This is a genomic window from Pseudoalteromonas sp. McH1-7 (genome assembly GCF_013366255.1).
Lineage (GTDB): Bacteria > Pseudomonadota > Gammaproteobacteria > Enterobacterales > Alteromonadaceae > Pseudoalteromonas > Pseudoalteromonas peptidolytica.
In genome coordinates this window covers 119989-140066 of the sequence record NZ_JABWPQ010000006.1, presented here as the reverse complement: position 1 = coordinate 140066, position 20078 = coordinate 119989, and the positions used below count along the sequence as shown (strand labels likewise).

Genomic DNA, 20078 nt, shown 5'->3' with positions numbered 1-20078 from the left:
AGGTTAAGTAAATAATCTATTTTGAGGCAAAAAAATTGCTTTTTAGTTGTTCTAAATAAGAAATTATTAACACACCTCATGCCAGATTTACTCCTTTAAAATTAAGGAGGTATTAAAAATTAATTGGTATTAACTCACTTCTATGCTTTTACTGACGATAGTGAGCAAAGAAGCGCTTTATTCGCTCCATTGAAGGCACTAAATCGTCTTTATGTGGTAAGAACACCAGTCTAAAATGATCCGCTGTTGGCCAATTAAAAGCTCGCCCATGAACCAGCAAGATTTTTTCTTCTTTTAGTAAATCCAGCACCATACGTTCATCATTTTTAATATTAAAGCGCTGCATGTCTACCTTAGGAAAAGCATACAGTGCGCCTTTGGGCTTCACGCAGCTTATCCCTTCAATGTCATTCAGGCCATTGAACGCAATATCACGCTGTTCATACAATCGCCCCCCGGGTTCTACAAGCTGATCGATAGACTGGATCCCACCTAGCGCCTGCTGAATTGCAAACTGCGCAGGCACATTTGCACAAAGCCGCATGGAGGCCAACATTTCAAGTCCGGTGGTGAGATCTTGCATAACCGAAAGTTTCCCACTTAATACCATCCACCCCATGCGGATCCCCGCAGCTCTATATGTTTTGGCAAGACCATTAAACGTGATCACTGGAATATCGTCACATAAACTAGCTATCGAAAAGTGCTCGGCATTGTCATAAAGAATTTTTTCGTATATTTCATCACTTAGCAGTAAAAGCTTGTGCTCTCTGGCGATATTAATGAGAGATTCAAGAAGCGCCTTATCGTAAACTGCACCTGTGGGATTGTTTGGATTAATAAGGACAAGTGCTTTTGTTTTACTTGTGATTTTACTTTTTATATCTTCAATATCCGGAAACCAATCTTGTTGCTCATCACAAAGGTAGTGAACCGGTTCACCTCCTGATAACTTCACTGCAGCTGTCCAAAGTGGATAGTCTGGTGCAGGAATTAACACTTCATCTGCATCATTAAGTAACGCTTGTGCCGTCATTTGAATTAGCTCACTAACACCGTTACCAATAAAAATATTATCGACGCTTATATTCGGGAAGCTTTTTTGTTGATAGTACTGATAGACAGCCACTCTGGCAGAATATAACCCCTTCGAGTCGCAGTATCCTTGTGCCGAGTAAAGGTTCTTTATAATGTCTCGGTGCATATCCTCTGGCATATCAAAGCCAAACGCAGCAGGGTTACCAATATTTAGCTTGAGCACTTTCATGCCCTCATCTTCCATCTTTTTTGCCTGCTCTAAAACTGGGCCACGAATGTCGTAACTTACCCCATTTAATTTATTACTTTTTGTTATTTGTAGCATTTATTCCCCCCTCAATTTGCTCAAGCATATATCACAATGCTGTATTAATGCTACGCTGGCAATCACTTTTTGTGCGGTAAAAATTACTACAAGATACGGAGTATTAGACAAGTACTGACTGACGACAATGACCAAAGCTGAGCACTATGTTGTTTCAACCTCAGCAAGCAATATTTAGGATGTAATGGTAATAATCTGACTTGGCGTTGAATGATACCATACGTGGCATTAGTGCTCTGTCGATTTTTAAGCGAAAAATATAACTAAACACGTTGTTTAGAACGACGCGGGATGAACATTCTGACCCAAAAAGGAAAAAGAGGTCGTATCACCGACCTATATTCAGTCTAGCTATGTTTTGACACTCAACCATTGCTCTAGCTTAGATTTTGAACCTACAACTTGGGAAGATAACTCTTGGATCGCATTGTCAACAACGCCCTGATCGTTTTGTATTAGTGCATGTTCTAAGGTTTTTGCTAGGTCGCTCAAGCTAGACGCCCCAAATTGAGCTGCGTTAGATTTTAAGCTATGAGCATGACGAATAGCAGCCTCTTGGTCGTGATTCAAACTTAACATTAATTCCGATGCCAAACGCTCAAATTCCGAACAACAAAAATGAACGGTGTCTTCAAACTGCTCCCCTAGCAACATTTGCATGTTTTCTAAGGCGCTTTCATCTATTACGATGCTCATAATTTTCCTTAAATTTTATATGCTATTACTTATGCTAGCCAAATCTAGTTTCTTGTGCAAAGTAAATACGCAATAGATATGGTAAAATATGCCATCTTTTTTAAAACTTTTTGTCTTTATGAAGCGTAATACTTGTCCTGTTTGTGCCTTTCCCCTTCAAACCTGTGTTTGTTCATACATCAGTGAATTAATAGATAACTCAATTGAAGTGGTTGTTATGCAGCATCCGAGCGAGGCAAAAGTAGCAAAAAACACCGCAAAGTTACTCGCTTTGCAATTACGTAACATACAAATAGTGGTTGGAGAAAATGAACGAGACTTCGATAATCTAAAAGCATATTGCGAACAAAAACACGTCGCGCTGCTTTACCCTAATGACCAAGCTCAATCGCTGGTTCAACAACGCGATGAATACGCTAACTTACATGCTGTTATTGTCCTTGATGGAACCTGGAAAAAAGCGACCAAACTTTATCAATTAAATCCATGGCTACACCATTTGCCAAGTCTCAAATTTGATACGGTTGATGCCAGCGAATACACCATCAGAAAATCAAAGCATAAGTACAGTTTATCAACTTTGGAGGCTACAGCGCATTTTCTTAACCTCATTGACTCCTGTAATGTGGATGCACTTTATACATTACAAAAAGGCATGGTCGAAGAGCAGATGAAATTAATGCCTGTCGACGTAAAAGCGAGATATTGAATTACCGATGAACCAGATCACAAAACGCTCAAGATTGCACCAAGGATATGGTCGTAATGGTCCAGATTATCGCTTTGGCGATCAGGTCGACTTTAGCGAAATAAAGCTGACTTTCGGATTCAAAACCATGACTATTGGCAGCTGGGTAACGCCTGAGGAGTCACGCTTATCTGCAAACTTGATTTATGATTCCCTTGCCGATCTAGCACAAATTCTTGGGGTTCCACCTACAGTAATAGGGCTAAGAGGAACCTTGAACTTTGCCTTTGGAACAGGCGGAAGACCAGGAGTACAAGCACATTACGCCCCAACAGCCAGAACACTTGCACTCGCAAAAAACGCCGGTGGTGGTGCACTTGCCCATGAGTGGTGGCACGCTTTTGACCACTATATTTGTCAACATTTGATCAAACAGCCAACACAGGCTTTTGCATCTTCAGCATGGCTTTTATCCACAAATACAATCGCTCACCCTCTCAATAATATCTTATCTGATTTTTATGCTGCCGTGCTACTGACTGAGAACAAAGCGCAGCCAAATGAGTATTTTCATGTCGCTAAGCTTGCTGATAAAGCAAATAAACAAGTCTACTACGCGCAGCCAGAAGAACTCACTGCACGAATGTTTGAAGCGGTGATTGCCTATCATGACGACATTGAAAACTCATTTCTCGCAGGAGGCATAAAAGGCTCTGAGCAAGAGAAATTGGGGATCTACCCACTCCAAAGACACAGAACGCACTGTGCAAAGATAATTCATCGCTACTTTAGCGAATTAGGAACGATTTTATATCAGAAGCAGAGTTAACTTTTTCCAGCCAACTTAAAAACTCATTAAACGGTAACGGCCGAGAAATAAAATAACCTTGAGCGTAGTCACAGCCATAAGCCTGCAAGCGAATATAGCTATTGATATCTTCGACACCTTCAGCCACCACTTTTGACCCCAAACTATGTGCCATATCACACGTTGCTTTACAGATAGTTTGATTGCTTTTTGAGGTTTCTATATCCATTACAAAGCTTTTATCGATTTTTAATTCATCAAAACCCAATTTACTCAAGTAAGCAAGCGATGAGTATCCTGTGCCAAAATCATCTATCGCAACTTTGACTCCTATCGAACGATAATCATCAAGCATACCTTTAAGCTCAGTTTCATTACCAATCGTCACAGACTCTGTAATTTCAATCATTATTTGAGACGGTGCCAGTGATAACTCATTGATAAGCGTGATGAGCTGCACTGATAATTCTCGGCGGCTAAGATCTCGTCCCGAGACATTTATAGAAATTACATGCTCAGGAATTTGCTTCGTGATCTGAGCTTGGTATTTTAACGCCTGCTCCACCACCCATTCGGTGATCTCGTAGATTTGGCCGGATGACTCAGCAATCGGTATAAACTCATCGGGTGGTATATAGCCAAGATCAGGTTGCAACCACCTAATTAACACTTCAGAGCCAAACACTCTTCCTGTTTTAAGGTCAACTTGAGGCTGGAAAAATAAGCTAAACTGTTCTTGTTCTATTGCACTTTTTAAAAAAGAGGTCAATTTTAATTGACGCTCACTAGACATTGAACTTTCAACGTCAAACAAGTGCCATCGTTGGCCATTGTGCGTTTTGGTATTTAGCGCCTGCAAGGCGCGTTGTACCAGCTTTTCAGTTGTTTTGGCGTGCATTGGATAATTTGCTACACCCACATCCAAGCTATCGACAATTTTGGTATCTTTATACCACACCCCTTCCTCAAAAACGGATGATAAAATACAAACATACTGTTCAACTTGACTGACTTCAATTTTACCATCAAGCACTATCGCGAAGACTTGGTCTTCCAGTCGGTAAATATGTGTATCTCCTTTATTTGCAACAGCTGCACTACCATACGTATTAATTTGCTCATGCACTTCTTTAAAGAGTTTACTAATATGTTGATTCGCAAACGTCAGACCAAAATTCAGTCGAATAGATGGTAATATTAACGGTTTAAAAAGCAATAACGTATGGGGCTTATTCTGCTCTTCAAGTTTTGCAAGAGCACCGAAAAGAGCGAACTTATTAGGAAGTGCTGTTTCTTTATCAAACTGTGCATAATGGATATAAATGCGTCTTTTTTCAGCATCATGCCAAATTACAAACAAAAGCAGCAATATCAAGTGTAAAGCAATTAGAATGTCATTCACTATCGACACATGCTCTGTGGTATTGTTGATAGTCTGGCTTGCCGCAAACCCTATTAATACAGCCACTATAGGAGACCAAATCGCCACACAGAAATACACTTCTTTTGCACTGCTTTTATCTTGACTAGCTAAAATAATGGCGCTCAAAACGATCGCCACAATAACCATTGTTGACTGCATCGCAAACGGTAAATCAACGTTGGCAACGGCAGCAGTAATCCCAATCAAAACATATACTCCAGCTATCAACTTGATTCCTGATTTGAACTTTCTTGCTAGCCGATTTTGCGTCAGAAAATAATGAAAGAACAGGAGACAAAATCCAAGTGAGAAGCACATGAAACTATCACTAAAGTGCATAAAATTAGCACTATTTTGATAGCTTATCACAACGTCAGTGAGTCCTTTATGAGCAACATATAATAGTGCCAAAGATAACAGGTACCCACCGACGGCGAGCAAACTGGTGCGCTTTGAAATTATTCCTGTACTCAACATAAAAATACTGATCAGGCACATTACTCCAAAAAACACTCCCATGAAAAACAGCCGTACATTGGTCGTTTTCACGTAGTTGCTGTAAGGTATAATCTCGACCTCTGAGGTAGAAACATAAGGTGAACTTATTTTGGCGAATACAACACGGCTTGACGTGTTCGGCTCAAAGATAAAATGAGGGGAAAGATTGGGTAGCGAGGGCGAATTATTAAGCTCACTCACAGGATATAAACTATCATCTGTCGCCATCAAGTAAAACTCTACACCACCAAGCGAAGGTCGCTCAATAGACACCACTACTTTGCTGTTTAGCATCGACTCGGGAACTTGAACACGAAGCCAAACGTCAACCCCCTTGGGTATTGACACAGTACCCTTTGATGCTGTGAACGTAGCGTCTGAGAAAGCGCCGTAACCCGCTGATATTTCAGGGTTTCCATCTATTGCTTTTAGCGTGTACTGGTTAAGCGTTACAGATGCAGCTGTAAACACACAATATATAGTAGCGAGCATCAGTGCGGCATATCTAGCTACGCTAAGCCACATACTTTTTCTCCTTGCTTCACTTTTATACCGAGTTACGTATTTAACCGGAGGTTTGGATAAGGAATGCGTCAACTCGAATGCGTCAACTCATTGTTTTTGAGACCACATTAAACTACGCTCTTATCTAGCCAGACAGTTTTAGGGACAACAAGGCGAATTTACGCACCAATAGCTGGCTATTGGGAGTCAATTCAACGCAGTTAGCGCTAAAACCGGCAGCTAGAACGACATTAATTAATTATCCGAAGCTCAGGTTGTTTTCTAATCGTTTTGCTGTTCACCATGACGGTGACTACTAACATAAGTATGGTGAGGTTCAGAGTAAATGCAAAAATATTATTGAATTTAAATCGTTATGGAGAGGTTTGAGAGACAGTCTAAGATTAATGTAACTACACAGCTTATCAGCCGGGTATAATTTTATCGCCCTTTCCTAGCACCTTATTTGAGGGCCGTGTTGAGCCTATCATAAGAGCGGGCTGTCGTGTAGCCTTCGCTTAAAATACCCTCGTTGTCTGAAATGTCAGTGTGGTGAAAAACATTTAATACCAACTGTGCAGATAGAGTGATGGCATTGATAGACTATCAAAGAATAGTTGCGCATAGTTAATGGCAGTCATTGATAGCCAGAAAATTTGATAATAACCGAGCTCACGTGAGCTGCGAGTAAGTATTAATTACCAGCAGCTCAAGTTAGTTATTTATCATCACTGATGCGAGACGCAACGGCGCTATTTTGATCTTTATACTTTGCGTCTTTACGTTCATTGTATGGAAACTCAGCGGCGCAGGTCATAGTTTCAAAACTCATCGCACCGATTTTCATGTTTGGTCTAAGTGCCAAAGGCAACTTGCCTGAATTGTAGAACTCTAGAACAATATTGCCTGACCAACCGGGGTCAATACGATGCGCGGTAACGTGAACCATTAAACCAAGCCGTGCCAAAGACGAACGGCCATCAAGCCAGCCAACGAGATCAGCAGGTAGCGTTACTTTTTCAAACGTCATCGCCAGCGCAAGCTCCCCAGGGTGCAAGAAAAAAGCTTGACCATCTTCTAACACAATTTCATCACTCATGATTGACTCCATCGCGGCATTGATCTGATCTTTTGGGCCACTGAGATCTACATAAGGTGCGGCATGATCTTGGAATACTCTAAACTTGTTACCAAGTCTCAAATCTACCGTTACCCCTGAAATCATATCTGGTTCAGGCGTAGGCTCTATAACTATACGCTTTTGTTCTATCGCTTCTCGAATGTGGGTATCCGATAATCTCATTCTTAATCTTCCGTCATCACAATCTCAACACCCGACGTTGAGTTTGATTGATAATATAACATACTGGCAACCAGTTGGGCACAATCAACATAATGATCGGCTATATCATGATTATCCGTTTCGTTTTGCTGGTTTGGCTGAGGAGTCAAAGCAACAATATCTTTACCTTGTTCTGTCGCTACTCTGATTTGGTCATTAAGCGGCACTTCCGCGAGTAAAGGTACACCATATCGACTTGCCAATGCAGTACCACCAGAGTGACCAAAAATTTGGTTGCGGCTGCCACACTGCTCACAATTGAAGTAACTCATATTTTCAACCAGTCCTAAAATAGGCAACTGCACCTTTTCAAACATCGCGATACCCTTTTGCGCATCCGCCAGCGCCAGCGTCTGAGGGGTAGTGACGATCACAGCGCCACTGGCTGGCACTTTTTGCGTCATTGTAAGCTGAATATCCCCGGTGCCAGGCGGCATGTCTACAATCAGATAATCCAGCTCGCCCCACTCTGTTTCATTTAGCAATTGGGTAAGTGCTTGAGAAGCCATTGGACCTCGCCAAACTGTGGCATTTTCTGCTGGAACCAAAAAGCCGATAGACATGGCTTTAATTCCCGCCTTTTCAATTGGTAGTAAGGTTTTATCATCTTTTGCCTGAGGTTTTTCGTCCTCAAGAGCCAGCAAACTTGGTAATGAGGGCCCGTAAATATCGGCATCTAAAACACCCACTTTTGCGCCTTGAGCACGCAGCGCGTAGGCTAGATTAATCGCCGTCGTTGACTTACCCACCCCGCCCTTGCCTGAGGCAACAAGAATAATATGTTTAATGGCTTTAAATTTTGGTCGACCGACAACAATAACGTCAGATATCACCTCAACAGGCTTATTTAGATGTTGCTTCAAGTAGCTAGATATTTCTTGATCACATTGAATAGCAAACGGGAAGTTAATATGTACTTGAATTTGCTTGTTTGACTCTTGTACTTTAATCACCCAATTCGCATCAATTCCCACTGGTAATGCAGCACTGCGATAGCCACTTAAAAGCTCAATTATTGCTTGTTTGGTATTTTTTCCTCTGGCAAACCATTTTTCCAGTCCAAACATACAAATTAAACTCCTCTGGGTGATGAAAATAGCCTCGGAATTATGTAACATTCAACACATTAAAACCAGTCAATTCGCGGTTCATGGTCTGAACAAAGGTAAGTCACCTCACGCACTTGTGCATTCGAGCGCCAATAAGGTGAAAAATAAGCCAATTCAACACCATCAATTAAAAAGATCGCGCTAAATTCATGGAATCGTTATGACGAAGAGAAAAATTCTCATTACCAGTGCATTACCATATGCAAATGGCCCAACACACTTAGGCCACTTGCTTGAATATATTCAAACCGATATTTGGTCTCGCTTCCAAAAGCTACAAGGCCATGAAGCTTATTATGTCTGTGCAGATGATGCGCACGGCACGCCAATCATGCTTAATGCACAGAAGCAAGGTATTACGCCAGAAGAAATGGTTCAGCAGGTAAGCATTGAACGTCAACGTGACTTTGCCGATTTTAATATCGAGTTTGATAACTACCACAGCACACACAGCGACGAGAACCGTGAACTAAGCGAGCTTATTTACACTCGTCTAGACGAAAAAGGTTATATTAAAAAGCGTACAATCTCGCAGCTCTTCGACCCTGAAAAAAGTATATTTCTACCAGATCGCTTTGTTACTGGTACTTGCCCTACCTGTAAGTCTGAAGATCAAAATGGCGACAGCTGTGATGCCTGTGGTGCAACCTATAGCCCGACAGAATTAATTGAGCCTAAATCTGTAATGTCTGGTGCGACGCCAATTTTGAAAGATTCAGAGCATTACTTCTTTGACTTGCCAGCGTTTGAAGACATGTTAAAAACATGGCTGCGTTCAGGTAGTTTACAATCGGAAATGGCAAACAAGCTAGACGAATGGTTTGCAGATGGCCTACAGCAGTGGGACATCAGCCGTGATGCACCGTATTTTGGTTTTGAAATACCTGGTGCCCCTGGCAAGTATTTCTATGTGTGGTTGGATGCGCCAATCGGTTACATGGCAAGCTTTAAAAACCTATGTCAAAAACAGGGCTTGAACTTTGATGAGTTTTGGGGTGAAGGCTCTGATGCTGAGCTATATCACTTTATCGGTAAAGACATCATCTACTTCCACAGCCTATTTTGGCCAGCAATGCTAGATGGTGCTAATTTCCGCAAACCAAATAATGTTTTTGCTCACGGCTTTGTCACCGTAAATGGCGCTAAAATGTCTAAGTCTAAGGGGACTTTTGTAAAAGCTCGCACCTACCTTGAGCACTTAGATCCTGAATATTTACGTTATTATTACGCTGCTAAACTAAACAGTGGTATTACTGATTTAGACCTAAACCTAGAAGATTTCGCGGCACGCGTGAACTCAGACTTAGTGGGCAAAGTGGTAAACATAGCAAGTCGCTGTGCAGGCTTTATCACCAAAAAGTTTGGTGGCAAACTAAGCGATACTGTCATGGACGAAGCGCTACTAAATAGCTTTGTTGCTGCAAAGGATTCAATTGCGACACACTTTGAAAACCGCGAATACAGCCGCGCTATACGTGAGATCATGACTCTTGCTGACAAAGCAAACCAGTTTATTGACGCCGAAGCGCCTTGGGTACTTGCAAAGAATGAAGACACTCTTGAGCGTGCACATCATGTTTGCTCCATGGGTCTTAACCTATTCCGCGTACTGCTTACCTACTTAAAACCTATCCTTCCAGGTATGGCGAAAAATGTAGAAGCTTTCTTAAACACTGAGCTTACTTGGGAGAGCATTGACAGCGCCCTTGTTAATCATGAAATCAATAAGTTTAAAGCGCTAATGCAACGCGTTGAACTTGATAAAGTCAATGCCATGATTGAGTCTTCTAAAGAAAGCCTGGAAAAGAAAGTGGGTGGTCAGTCTGTTGAAGCCGATCCAAATAGTCCGCTTGCCAAAGAGCCAATCGCAGCAGAAATCGAATTTGATGATTTTGCTAAAGTTGACCTGCGTGTCGCGAAAATTGCAAACGCAGAACATGTTGAAGGTGCAGATAAGCTACTTAGGTTAACCCTTGATTTAGGTGGCGAAACACGTCAAGTGTTTGCAGGTATTAAGTCAGCGTATTCACCTGAAGATCTTATCGGCAAGTTAACCGTAATGGTTGCCAACCTCAAGCCTCGTAAGATGCGTTTTGGTATGTCAGAAGGCATGGTGCTAGCGGCAGGTCCTGGTGGTAAAGAGATTTATATCTTGAATCCAGACGAAGGCTCACAGCCTGGTATGCGGGTGATGTAATCACCATATTACTTATATACAAGTAAAGGCTTCTATTTAGAAGCCTTTATTTTTGCTGATACCAGACCTCAGTGCCAAATTTTATTATCGAAAATTAGCCAAACCGCGACAAGATACAAACACCCACCGTAAAATCGTTCCAAGTATTTATTATAAACAGGGTTGTTCGATACTCGCGCCAACAAGTCACCTGCTTTAATCCAGACCAAATGTACTGAAATATTGAGTACCGCGAGCCATAACACCAGAATTAAATTTCCCGCAGCGCCGAAGGCATCATTCGCTTGCTCGCTAAAAAGCGTAAACATAATCAAAACTAATACCCACCCTTTGCTGTTCAATACTTGCAGTAATACTCCATCCATAAAACCTAGTGTTTTGTTATCACTTGCTGAAATGTTCGTAGATGCGCCAAAAAATTTCGTCGCCATATAGATAAGGTAAATAGACCCCATCAGTTGCAGAAAATTCAAAGCCATCGGGTGAGACTCAATCACTTTACCAAGGCCATACCCTACCAAGAGCGACTTGAGGGCGTACACTATGTCAACGCCAGCTAAGAGTCCTAATGAACGTCTCACTCCGACATTGGCACCTGATGCAGCAAATACAATATTTGCAGGACCTGGACTAAAAATTAACGGGAACATGGCACTAAACCAAATGATAAACAAACTCATTGTCAAAACTTCTCCTTTGTGAAAGCACACAAAGTACAAAAATCGAAATGTTTGGTCTTGTACAAAATTGAAAATACGCCTGAAGTGTAGATATCAGCACTTGTAATTAGATGGTGATACCCCGTATGCCCGCTTAAAATTGCGATTAAAATGGCTTTGATCATAAAATCCACAGAATAGCGCGGTATCAACACAAGTCATGCCTTTGGCAAGCAAACTCTTGGCTTTTTGTATTTTGATCTGTAAGAGGAATTGATGCGGGGTCAGGCCAAATGTTGAGTTAAAACTTTTGATTAACTGGAATCGAGTACTGTTCGTTAGCCCCTCTAACTCATCGAGTGAAATATTTTCCTGCCAGTTGTCAAAAAGATAGTCTCTTGCACGAAACACATTATGCGTATCAATAAAAGTGGTGCGTTCAGGGTTGTTTACTTCACCGTACTGGGTAAACACCTGTTCTAAGGTTATCAACAACAGTGATTCCTTCGTCAACGTGAAGCTCGTTTGCTCCATCGCTTGATGAAGCTGTAACAAGCCTAAAAACAGACGTTTATCATCAATAATGGTGCGATTAACAACAGGCTCTAAGTGCACGCTCATTTTGTCAAAAACTTGCTGTAAAAATGCGAGATCAAAATAAAACATCCGATAACGCCACCCACTTGGCACACCGGGGAATCCGGTATGCACCTCAGCGGGGTTGATTGCCACAATGTGATGTTTAGGCACTATCAACTTTTGCCCGCCATAGAGAATACCTTCAGCGCCGTCTTCTATCACACCGATGGCCAATTCATCATGCCAATGTTTGGCAAACTCAAACTTGGTATACTGCGCTGATAAGAGCTCAACCCCTACAACAGACTTGTCTTTCCAAATTTTAGACTTTTCCACGTCCCCCCACCTGGTTTATCTTGTTCAGTAACCCAGCACTGATCTACTTCTCGCTAACGATAACTTTCCCAGCTAACCCTAGTAGCAACATGCCCGAAACGCCTTCAAGAGCACGAGAATAGCGTGTTGCATTAGGTCGATTAAACAACCAGCTGCCAGCAACTGCATACGCTAAGTTACAAACCGTAGCCAAAAAACTAAATAGTATCCCTAGTATTAAAATTTGTAGCGACGTTGATGGTGCTGCAAGATCCACAAATTGCGGTAAAAAAGACAAAAAGAACAAGGCTACCTTAGGATTCAGTACACTGACTAAAATACCTTGTATAAAAACATTACCAGTTTGAGTTTCTGGTTTTTTCGGCTGTAGCAGGCTGTCGCCACGCCACATTGACCGTATTGATTGAACGCCTAAATAAACTAAATAGGCCGCGCCAAGCCATTTCACCACGCTAAATGCAAAAGCCGAACTCAAAATAATTGCCGACAATCCTAAACAAGCAGCGATGGTATGAACAAAATAGCCTGTACCTAAACCAAGTGCAGCCTGCATTCCTGCCGATATTTTGCCTTTCATGGTGTTAGATACAATATAAATAACATCAGGCCCGGGGATCAGGTTAATTGCTAAGCAAGCAATAGCGAATAACGTGAGAGAGTGTAGCTCCATAGAAATTTCCTTTTACATAGTGGTTTTTTTAAAATTTAAGTGCCCGAGTCATATTTTTATCAATTTTATGTTTCGGTTGCTAGTGCTAAGCTATCTGCACCAGCGTTCGCAGTCTCCGATTTCGTTCTTACGTATGCTTTCTATTGAGTTTAAAGGAATATATTTTTGCACGCCCAACACCTCCGAGGCAATTCCTCTAGTCGGTATATTTTCAAATATTTGTCAGTAAAACTTGCGTATAGGTAAACCTCTTTATAATCACCTAAGTTGTAATTCTCTGTAATAGTCAATCGCAGAAAACTAGACTACATTCTCCTTAGCTCGCGCTATCACCCACTCTTATTAAGGAGAGCACTCAAATGAAAGAAATCATGAATATTTTACGTGTTGTTAGTGAAAGTCGTCAGGCAGAAATTAGCCCTGAGGATAACCATAAGGTTGAGCAAATTGTAAAGTGGCAAAAAGAAACTTTGACTCAAGCTGAACTGGCTTTTTCTGGTAGCTATGAACCCGCAGTTCAGGCACTTTCGGATTACCTTTCATGCACACCGAGTAGCGACAGCACCGCTAGGCGTTTCGCCACCCAGATGTTAACTGAAGTACCCGAGCCATATCGAGCTTTTGAGACTCTGTCGCAATGGCTCGTTGCTATTAACTACGTTATTCAACGTGCCCCTGAGTTCGAAAAAGAAACTTTCCCTATGTCCAAACTGTTTGTTTTCTACATGTTTGTTCCATCAGGGAATAAGCTATTCGTTATGAATGAGTTTAATGCTAGGCTTACACAAGTACTTCAAGCGTGGCAGACTTACTTAGACTCAGAAGAGTCTAAAGTTGTGCTCAATCCTGAAGGCACAATCCCCGCACCGACGGGCTGGCTATCTCAAAGTGCCCAAGAGCAACTTTGTCTATCTCAGGCAAAAAACTATGCAGATAGAGCGCAAACTTACTGGGGCTTTACCTCATATAATGATTTTTTCCATCGAGAGTTAGATCTTGACACTTATCGACCACTTCCTGCCAATGACTCCAATAAAATAGTCGTATCTGCAAATGATGGTACTGTTTATCGCATAGCAAGAGACGTGCAATACTGTAACCAGTTCTGGTTGAAGGGCCAGCCCTACTCATTGTTTGATATGCTCGGCGGTAACGCGATTAGCAAAGAACACGATGTTCCCACCCCTTCTTATCTCATCGAGCCTTTTGTTGGTGGAGATGTGATGCAATCCTTCCTCTCTGGCGCGGATTACCACCGTTGGCATGCACCAATTTCAGGTAAAGTCGTGCGCAAACAAACTATTGAAGGATTTACCTTCAGTGAATTGCGTAGTGAGGGCTTTGATGCCAGTGCTGGCACTGAATCTCAAGGTTATCAAGCTATGGTAAACACGCGTGGTATTGTTTTTATCGAAGATGAATTCGGTAGAGGGCTGGTTGCTGTGATCCCAATTGGGATCACCGAGATTTCATCGGTAGAAATCACAGTTGATGAAGGCCAATACGTCAAAAAAGGTCAAGAGCTGGGTTATTTCAGCTATGGTGGCTCAACCTTAGCATTGGTATTTCAGCGCGGTATGGTAGCGTCATTTATGGCAGAGCCAGCCAGCGATGATGCGCAGTTCCCAGCTTGTAAAAGTGCAGAGAATTGCCCTGCAGAAAAAGGGTGCCTGCGAGTACGCTCTGCGATTGCAAAATTACATGACCCGCAAAAATGTTAAGCTTTATCACTGTGCTACAAAGCGCTATTTAGCTCCTCTGTGGAGGAGCTAACGTGAGCTTGCTGTATTCTATGGTGATACGCCAGATTAAAGAGGCGCATTAGCACCTCTTTAATCGCTCAATTACCTCTTTTGGATACTCAATCACTTCATTGTATTGAATGCCATGTCATCTTGATCGCACGTTAAATAAAAACTGGCACACCTAACACCAACTAAGGAAGAGTCATGGCGCTCATAATTGACAAGACTGAAATATCACAACCGCAACAATTTTCAGATAAGATACAGACATTGCTTCAGCTTATTCACCAGGGTATGCCCTGCACCGAAGCACTCATAAAACAAAAACAAATCGTAAAGTGCAACTCAGAAGAACAATTTATTGAAATGTTATGCCTAAAATTAATGGGATCTACTTTACTTTATTTACACCAACTTCATTTATCGGTGGGCACTGGAAAACTGTTTGAGTTGCATAACCAAGACCTCAGGACACTAGCTGTTTTAAATAGCCACAATTCAGAGAAAGAGCGCATTATTCTCTCGGAGATATTGACTAAATACCACCTAGTTGATAGCAACGCTTTAAATAAAATAGCGCGTTTTTATCATCGTTATAACTTAGACTATCCAGCAATAAATTCGGGCGCATCATTTGATGAAAAGCTGACCTTATATAATGTTATTTGTTATTGTGAACAGGCATTTACATTGTCTGAAGAAACAGTGACTACAGCTTATCATTGGGCGACGCAAAAAGCACAAAACCTGGGTGATTTTGCCCGCTATTTTTGTCTTTATTTAGTATGGGAAAACAGCCAATCAAAAACACTCACCTCACCGGATCATCTCATTGAGACACTGGCACCTATCGTAAATAGTAACTTAAACCACCCAATTGCCAATTACGAACTAGACGTGATTACCCTGCAACAAATGATAAAAAGCTGGTATCAAGATGGAAATAACCTTGGGTTTAGTGGCTTCACGTCAGGACTACTTAGTATTGTCCTGAATATAGATCTTAACTCTGAGGACGTGGTAAAAGATGCTAGTGCTTACCTTGACGCACTGCAAACTACATTACGTAGTACCAGCTGCAACGCCTGCTATATGTCTCAGTCTGGGTTATCCCGTCATTATTCATTCAATTCACAACGTGGTGAAGTCATTCTCAAACTAGACAGGCAGGGTTACCTGAGCCTATTTAGCCACTGGCCAAGCACTTCTATATTTAATCTACACTTATGAACTATTTAGCAAACCGGCTATTTATTGTAATCCCCTGTAATTTCATATATCGGAAAACTTAGCTAATTTGTAATAGTCGATTGTCTTTTCATAAAAGGAACTAGCATGTCAAAAACGATTACATACTACAATTCAGGCGCTATCCCGCTTATTAATGCCAGCGAGCTGCCCTATGACGTGGTTAACCTCGCATTTTTGTCTGCAACAAGTGACAGTCCGTTTACTTTAATACTGAATGGTGCGGTCGCAGCCACTCACTCCAGCTTCACCAACGCAACCGTTGAGGCAATCAAGGCTATGCAGCAAAAAGGGCAGAAAGTGCTTATCTCTTTTGGTGGTGGAGACATGGATTATAATACTTATCGTCTACAATCCACAGATACAGCACAGTTAGCAGAAGCGCTCGCAAAATTTGTAAAAGACAACCATCTCGATGGTGTTGACATTGATTACGAAGACAGTGCGGCATTCATCGGCAAGGCTGGATACGACGGCGCACAGTTTTTGATTGCCTTAACTCAGGAACTCAGAAGGCAACTACCAAGCCCAGACTTTCTTATAACCCATGCACCTCAGCCTCCTTATCTGGAGCAAGGAGGTGCTATGGCAGGATATATTGAGGTAGCAGAACAGGTAGGGCAAGATATAGATTGGTTAAATGTGCAGTTTTATAACAACCCACCTTGGAGCGCCAACCCAGACCAAATAGTTAACTCATATCTTAACTATATTAAGTTGCCGAATATGTCACCTGAAAAGATAGTGTTAGGATTCCCCGTTACCATGCGCGACGCAGGCTCCGGATACATGCCAGCAAGAACCATAGTTAACGAGGTGATTATGCCTATTCAAAACATTGCTAAACTGGGTGGCGTTATGAATTGGCAATTCTCCAGCGACCAAAACGGTGATTGGATCAACACCATTTCAGAAGCACTGAATAGATAAATGTACGCCAGTGAAACAGATAGCAGGCTACCTTTTGTAGCCTGTTTAGAAGAGACATTAATGTCGGTAAAAGGTGTTTGACGAATGCGACACCGGCCTTGGGCTGCTTTATTACCGCTTCTCTACTTTGCCGTCTTTCATAACAAAAGTGACATTTTCCATCACACCAATGTCTTTAAGCGGATTGCCTTTAACCGCAATAATATCAGCAAGTTTCCCCGCCTCAAGCGAGCCTAATTGTGTGTTTTGCTTGAGTAACGTCGCGGAGTTAATGGTAGCGGCCTGCAAAGCCTGTAGTTCAGTCATGCCAAATTTCACCATACGGCTAAACTGCTTGCCATTGTCGCCGTGAGGATAAACCCCAGCATCAGAGCCAAACACCATATTCACGCCCGCTTTTACCGCTTTTGTGAAACTGGCACGCTGAGTAGCCCCAACTTTACGTTCTTTATCTAAGCTCTCTGCTAAAATTCCCGCTTTTTCGCCCTCGCCTAGAATATATTCAGTATTGTAAATGTCCATAGAGAAGTACGTGCCTTTATCTTTGGCCAGCTGAATGGCTTCATCATCAACAAAACTGACATGTTCAACCGAGTTCACACCCGCTTTAATTGCGGACTTGATACCGTCAGTACCATGCGCGTGGGCTGCAACCGTTAAGCCGCGTAGGTGCGCTTCGGTTACTATCGCCGTCATTTCCTCTTGAGAATATTGCTGAGCTCCCACTTTAGTGCCTTTAGACAATACCCCACCCGTTGCACAGAACTTGATTAAGTTAGCACCATATTTAATATTTTCACGTACTTTTTGCCTTACCGCCCAAGGACCATCTGCAACCCCTTCTGAAAAGACTTTATGCTCATGGGTTAAAAGGTTGTTGTCACAATGACCGCCGGTGATCCCAAGAGAAGGGCCTGCTGCATTTACACGCGGGCCTGGTACGTCACCATCAATAATGGCATCTCGCAGCGCGATGTCAGCATAGCCAGCAGCACCGAGGTTACGAACAGAAGTAAAGCCCGCATCCAGTGTGCGCTTGGCGTTTCTAACACCGGTGATCGCTGCTCGAGGTGCGGTACGTTGCAACCTTTTGTAGCCATGAACATGAGCATCTGAAGTTAAGTGGACATGCATATCAAATAGACCGGGTAATAATGTGTGACCGCTTAGGTCTATCACCTCTGCGCCCTTTGGATAGGCTTTACGATTTGACTTTCCGACTGAGGTAATTTTATTGTCTTCAACGACCACAGTGGCAGGTGAGATAAGCTTGCCTGACACCACATCAATCGCAGAGTCAGCGTGTAAAACATACGTTTGCGCATACACACTGCTGGAAACAAAAAGCACTGTGCTCATCCATATTTTTTTATTCATCTTACTTCCTCATTTTTTGCTTGAGTGTAGAAAGAATATGGCTTGCAAACAAACCGATCGCGACCAATAACTGTTCCCATTTCAATAGTGCTATGTTTTTCTGTCTATTATCACTTTGTTGAACCAGAATAATGCAATGGCAGTGATAAACGCGATAGCGGCAAATAGTCCCCACATTAACTCAGGTGCCGCCATTTCTTGTACTAACACTTTATAGCTCCAACCAGATAAAAATCCAGCAAATAAGAAACCCAGCGCCATAGAAACAAAGTAGTATCCCATATACAACGCAGCTTGAGATTGAGGCGCGATACTCGCGACATACTCTTGGCTTTTAGGAGAGGCAAGCATTTCACCCAGCGCGATAAGTAATATGACAGTGACAATGAGCTGACCGCTTAACCAGTCGCTATCGCTAAGTAATGCGATAAACGCAACCGCCATCACCAGTAAACCTGTGACTAGCACATAAAATGGTCTAAATCGCTGACAGACAAAACTCACCAAAATTTGTGCGACCACGATCGCTGCAAAGTCTAAGTTGATGAGATACTCAGGATTGATTTGACGATATTGTACGAGTTGCTTAGCAAGGGCTTGCGCTTGGTGCTGTGAAAGTGTCTGTCCATTATCGTGAAGCGCGTTTAGCGTTTGTAGTATCAACTGTATTTGCTCATGGGGGACATTCACTTTGAGGTGAACCCATTCCAGCCTAATGGTTTCAATGGATACCGTGCCACTTTCCTTAAGCTCATTGAACAGCGTAAAAATAGCAGCAGTTAACTTATCAATATCAACATGCGCTAAAAACGCGACGCCAGAATCGCCAAACCACGCCAATATATCTCGGGTATCTGCATAATCACGGATATACACAGGTAAAGTATAAAACAGCTGATTATAAACAGTCCAAAAGCCTGCAAGGATCAGCAAATATAACGCAAACGGCAGGTTGCTCACCTTCATCGGTTGTTGCCACCATGCTTTAGTCGACGCTCGATTTATAAGCATTCTGTCCCACACCCAGTTAGCTACTAACCAGATTGCAATCCAAGTAAACGCCTGACTGTAGTCAGAAAACCCAACGCCTGCCGACATCAATAGCGCCAGTGCGACAAACAGCGCAAGTGCTAAACGGGTATTACCCAGCACCGACTGTGCCGTTTTTAATACTTGAGTAGGAGATTGCTTGGTTTTAGGTAATGTTTGCGGGTCTTTGTAAAATAACATCAAGGGGATAAAGTTTATGGCAATCCAAATCGCCGACATCATAAATACCGCATCCCAGCTAATAGCGCGCATATACCCAGCAACCAAAGGACCTAAAAACCCACCAATATTCACCATGGTATAAAAAATCCCAAAGCCCAGACCACGATTACCATCGTTTGTACTGTGGCTGACGGTGCCAACAACCACAGGCTTAAAGCAAGCAGCCCCCAGCGCAACAAAACTCAGCGCTGCAAAAAATGGCCAAAAACTCTGTGCCTGTCCCAGTAAATAATAACTTGGTGTCATTACCAAAAATGCAAAAAAGAACATCTTTTTATACCCGACGCGATCTCCCAGCGCACCAGTTACAACAGGCAAAAGATATAAAAAGAAGGGAATAATCCCCTGCACTGCGCCACGCTCTATATCAGTAAAGCCAATACCACCTTGTGATTTTGGGGTTGTCATATAAATTGATGACACAGCGAAAAAGCCATACCAAGCTAGCCGTTCAAATATTTCCATGATATTCGCAATGTAAAACGTGCGGCCAAACCCAGAAGACGAAGTTGACCGATTTGTCTCATTGAGATCTGGCTCACACCACTGCTGCTGATTTTGCATAATGACAATACCTGTTATCTTTGCTATTTTATATTGCATACAATATACATGAATAATAACGAGAGCAAAG

16 protein-coding genes are annotated in these 20078 nt (G+C 42.2%); 6 read left to right on the top strand and 10 right to left on the bottom strand.

What is annotated here, in order from left to right:
• Nucleotides 1-148: 148 nt before the first annotated feature.
• Both HUZ36_RS06300 and HUZ36_RS06295 read right to left on the bottom strand, forming a co-directional pair.
• Complete coding sequence (locus HUZ36_RS06300) at nt 149-1363, bottom strand: pyridoxal phosphate-dependent aminotransferase (protein WP_125252679.1); 1215 nt, start codon at nt 1361-1363, stop codon at nt 149-151.
• A 351-nt stretch (nt 1364-1714) separates the two neighbouring features.
• Entirely contained in the window at nt 1715-2059 is a 345-nt protein-coding gene (locus HUZ36_RS06295; protein ID WP_125252678.1) for an Hpt domain-containing protein, read from the bottom strand.
• An 88-nt stretch (nt 2060-2147) separates the two neighbouring features.
• Between HUZ36_RS06295 and HUZ36_RS06290 the strand changes: the two genes are divergently transcribed.
• A complete protein-coding gene (locus tag HUZ36_RS06290) occupies nt 2148-2768 on the top strand; it encodes a tRNA-uridine aminocarboxypropyltransferase (RefSeq protein WP_247652029.1) in 621 nt (206 codons plus the stop codon).
• 7 nt (nt 2769-2775) lie between these two features.
• Nucleotides 2776-3576, top strand: coding sequence for a CLCA_X family protein (locus HUZ36_RS06285; protein WP_176032377.1), 801 nt, complete (start codon nt 2776-2778; stop codon nt 3574-3576).
• On the opposite strand, the gene HUZ36_RS06280 is transcribed toward HUZ36_RS06285, so the two are convergent.
• The 3 genes from HUZ36_RS06280 to apbC form a co-directional block, all read right to left on the bottom strand.
• Nucleotides 3536-6001, bottom strand: coding sequence for an EAL domain-containing protein (locus HUZ36_RS06280; protein WP_176032376.1), 2466 nt, complete (start codon nt 5999-6001; stop codon nt 3536-3538). The two genes, HUZ36_RS06285 and HUZ36_RS06280, sit on opposite strands and share 41 nt — an antisense overlap.
• Before the next feature lie 697 nt (nt 6002-6698).
• The gene (gene dcd / locus HUZ36_RS06275) at nt 6699-7283 is read right to left on the bottom strand and encodes a dCTP deaminase (protein WP_147390691.1); all 585 of its coding nucleotides are present in this window, start codon (nt 7281-7283) and stop codon (nt 6699-6701) included.
• 2 nt (nt 7284-7285) lie between these two features.
• Nucleotides 7286-8389: an iron-sulfur cluster carrier protein ApbC gene (gene apbC, locus HUZ36_RS06270; RefSeq protein WP_176032375.1), complete on the bottom strand. Its 1104-nt coding sequence runs from the start codon at nt 8387-8389 to the stop codon at nt 7286-7288.
• A gap of 202 nt (nt 8390-8591) precedes the next feature.
• On the opposite strand from apbC, the gene metG reads away from it, so the two are divergent.
• On the top strand, nt 8592-10628 hold the full coding sequence (gene metG / locus HUZ36_RS06265; protein ID WP_176032374.1) for a methionine--tRNA ligase: 2037 nt from the start codon (nt 8592-8594) through the stop codon (nt 10626-10628).
• A gap of 68 nt (nt 10629-10696) precedes the next feature.
• Here metG and HUZ36_RS06260 read toward each other — a convergent pair whose 3' ends face one another.
• From HUZ36_RS06260 to HUZ36_RS06250, 3 genes are all read right to left on the bottom strand, one after another.
• On the bottom strand, nt 10697-11308 hold the full coding sequence (locus HUZ36_RS06260) for a LysE family translocator (RefSeq protein WP_176032373.1): 612 nt from the start codon (nt 11306-11308) through the stop codon (nt 10697-10699).
• Between the two features lie 93 nt (nt 11309-11401).
• Nucleotides 11402-12202: a helix-turn-helix transcriptional regulator gene (locus HUZ36_RS21940; RefSeq protein WP_128732195.1), complete on the bottom strand. Its 801-nt coding sequence runs from the start codon at nt 12200-12202 to the stop codon at nt 11402-11404.
• Nucleotides 12203-12245: 43 nt separating this feature from the next.
• Complete coding sequence (locus tag HUZ36_RS06250) at nt 12246-12872, bottom strand: LysE family translocator (RefSeq protein ID WP_176032372.1); 627 nt, start codon at nt 12870-12872, stop codon at nt 12246-12248.
• Nucleotides 12873-13231: 359 nt separating this feature from the next.
• Here HUZ36_RS06250 and HUZ36_RS06245 point away from each other — a divergent pair, with 359 nt between their 5' ends.
• The 3 genes from HUZ36_RS06245 (at nt 13232) to HUZ36_RS06235 (ending at nt 16795) form a co-directional block, all read left to right on the top strand.
• Nucleotides 13232-14593 carry a phosphatidylserine decarboxylase family protein gene (locus HUZ36_RS06245; RefSeq protein ID WP_128732197.1) on the top strand — a complete coding sequence of 454 codons (1362 nt, stop codon included), beginning with the start codon at nt 13232-13234 and terminating at the stop codon, nt 14591-14593.
• Between the two features lie 228 nt (nt 14594-14821).
• Nucleotides 14822-15847, top strand: a complete 1026-nt coding sequence (locus HUZ36_RS06240; RefSeq protein WP_176032371.1) for a hypothetical protein — start codon at nt 14822-14824, stop codon at nt 15845-15847.
• Between the two features lie 105 nt (nt 15848-15952).
• Complete coding sequence (locus tag HUZ36_RS06235; RefSeq protein ID WP_176032370.1) at nt 15953-16795, top strand: glycosyl hydrolase family 18 protein; 843 nt, start codon at nt 15953-15955, stop codon at nt 16793-16795.
• Between the two features lie 111 nt (nt 16796-16906).
• On the opposite strand, the gene HUZ36_RS06230 is transcribed toward HUZ36_RS06235, so the two are convergent.
• Entirely contained in the window at nt 16907-18172 is a 1266-nt protein-coding gene (locus tag HUZ36_RS06230; RefSeq protein ID WP_125253907.1) for a Xaa-Pro dipeptidase, read from the bottom strand.
• A gap of 90 nt (nt 18173-18262) precedes the next feature.
• Nucleotides 18263-20008, bottom strand: a complete 1746-nt coding sequence (locus HUZ36_RS06225; protein ID WP_176032401.1) for an MFS transporter — start codon at nt 20006-20008, stop codon at nt 18263-18265.
• Between the last annotated feature and the right edge of the window lie 70 nt (nt 20009-20078).